The organism is Bacillus sp. JJ1764, assembly GCF_036962145.1.
Taxonomy (GTDB): Bacteria; Bacillota; Bacilli; order Bacillales; family Cytobacillaceae; genus Neobacillus.
This window is the reverse complement of sequence record NZ_JBALNY010000015.1, coordinates 20684-23135: the sequence shown is the minus strand read 5'-3', so window position 1 is coordinate 23135 and position 2452 is coordinate 20684. Positions and strand designations below refer to the sequence as shown.

Sequence of the window (2452 nt, the reverse complement as noted above, 5' to 3'; positions counted from 1 at the left end):
AGAAGTACCGCCAAACTTTTGAACAATTAACCCCATGTTTTCCCCTTCTTTCAACAATCCTATTTATAAATATTCCCAATAAAAAAATAAAAAAAGCAATAGGAGGGTATCCCATTGCTTTTTAAACACAAATAAAAAAATCTTGTGCACACAATGAAAGATAGCTCTCCAAGACATGCGTCTTGACAATCCGGTATTTATTCAATACAGGACCAGCTAAGAAAGCAATGAGGCTTTCCTGCTTCGGCGAACATCCCCTTTCAAGACCCTTCACTGAGGCTCATCCCTCTCAGAGTCTTTACTATTGAAGTTCGCACCTCTACCTTCACTTTAACACGTAAAAGTGATAGTAAATGAAATTTTTCTAATTATAGCATAGCATAATTTTTCTGACAATCCTTATGATTGCAGTTTTTTCATTAGCTCATCAGCAACATTTGGCGGTATGCCAATAGATGTAAAGTCCTCAAGGGCGGCTTCTTTCATTTTTTTCACTGAACCAAAGTGTTTTAGCAATAATTTCTTCCGTTTTTCACCAATTCCTGGGATTTCGTCCAACAATGATTGGAATGAACTTTTTCCACGAATTTGGCGGTGAAAGGTAATCGCAAAACGGTGTACTTCGTCTTGGATTCTTTGCAGCAAATAAAATTCCTGACTGTTGCGCCCCAATGGAACAATTTCTAGAGGGTCTCCATACAAAAGCTGAGAGGTTCTGTGCTTGTCATCCTTAACAAGCCCTGCTAAAGGAATATCCAGACCTAGTTCATTTTCAAGGACATCCCTCACGGCTTCCACATGTCCTTTTCCTCCGTCAATAATGATTAAATCTGGAAGTGGTAAATCTTCCTTTAGGACACGGGAGTATCTTCTCCGCGTTACTTCCCGCATTGATTCATAATCATCAGGTCCTTTAACAGACTTGATTTTGTATTTGCGATATTCTCGTTTATTCGGTTTGCCATCAATAAACACAACCATCGCTGACACGGGGTCAGTCCCTTGAATATTCGAGTTATCAAATGACTCAATTCGATGTGGAGTATAAATACCGAGAAACTCACCAAGGTTTTCAACAGCTTTAATGGTTCTTTCTTCATCACGTTCAATCAGCGAGAACTTTTCCGCCAAGGCAATTTTCGCATTTTTAATGGCCATTTTGACCAAATCCTTTTTTTGCCCACGCTGCGGCTTTAGAAGTTTAACTTCCAAAAGCTGTTCGGCCATGGCAAGATCCACTTCATCCTGAACGAAGATCTCCTTCGGTTTGAAATGGTTGGATTGTTGGTAAAATTGACCAAGGAACGTTAAGATTTCATCTTCCGGTTCATTATAAATCGGAAACATCGATACGTCTCTTTCGATCAGCTTTCCCTGCCGGACAAAGAAAACCTGAACACACATCCAACCCTTATCTACGGCATAGCCAAACACATCGCGATCCGTAAAATCAGTCATGGTAATTTTTTGCTTCTCCATGATCGTTTCGATATGGCTAATTTTATCTCGATACTCTTTGGCCCTTTCAAAATCCAATTCTTCAGAGGCTGCTGTCATTTTCACCGTTAGCTCTTTTTTAATTTCCTTATAACCGCCATTTAAAAAACGGGTAATTTCATCGGTCATTTCCTTATATTGGTTCTCTGACACTTCGTTCACACATGGTGCCAGACACTGTCCCAAATGGTAGTATAGGCATACCCTATCCGGTAGTGTGGAGCATTTCCGCAATGGATAAATACGGTCTAATAGCTTTTTTGTTTCGTTAGCAGCGCCAACGTTCGGATACGGTCCAAAGTATTTACCTTTATCCTTTTTCACTTTTCTAGTGATAATTAGTTTAGGATGGCGCTCCGCTGTCAGCTTGATGAACGGATAGCTTTTGTCATCCTTAAGCATTACATTATATTTTGGATCATATTTTTTGATCAGATTTAACTCTAGAAGTAAAGCTTCAATATTGGATGAGGTCACAATATACTCAAAGTCTTCGATCTCATTTACCAGCCTTAGGGTCTTTCCATCATGAGACCCGGTAAAATAAGAGCGCACACGATTTTTAAGAATTTTGGCCTTTCCCACATAGATAATGGTCCCCTGCCGGTCCTTCATTAAGTAGCAGCCCGGCTGATCAGGCAGCAGTGCAAGCTTTTGCTTTATTGTTTCATTCATACCGGCCACTCCTCTTCCTCTTTTACATGGTTCCTTAAAATTTTAAAACAAACCGATAATAAAAGGAAGTGGGAGTGTTTGCTATTAAGAAAAAATACCTTATGTATAGATTATATCTTCCACGGTTTGCTTAACCGTTCTCTCTTTCATCACTTCATGAAAGACATTCCAAACGCTATTCCTTTCCATTTGTCCTTCATCCCTTTTATGAAAGACATTCACAAACAGGATTCCTTTCCATCTGTCGTTCATCCCCTTTATGAAAGACATTCACAGACAG

2 protein-coding genes and 1 riboswitch are annotated in these 2452 nt (G+C 39.5%); both genes read right to left on the bottom strand.

Annotated elements, in window-relative coordinates; genetic code table 11:
* Nucleotides 1-153: 153 nt before the first annotated feature.
* Nucleotides 154-330: riboswitch (Lysine riboswitch) on the bottom strand.
* Between the two features lie 69 nt (nt 331-399).
* Entirely contained in the window at nt 400-2172 is a 1773-nt protein-coding gene (gene uvrC / locus V7083_RS02255; RefSeq protein ID WP_335474934.1) for an excinuclease ABC subunit UvrC, read from the bottom strand.
* A gap of 99 nt (nt 2173-2271) precedes the next feature.
* Complete coding sequence (locus tag V7083_RS02250) at nt 2272-2424, bottom strand: hypothetical protein (protein ID WP_335474932.1); 153 nt, start codon at nt 2422-2424, stop codon at nt 2272-2274.
* Nucleotides 2425-2452: the final 28 nt, after the last annotated feature.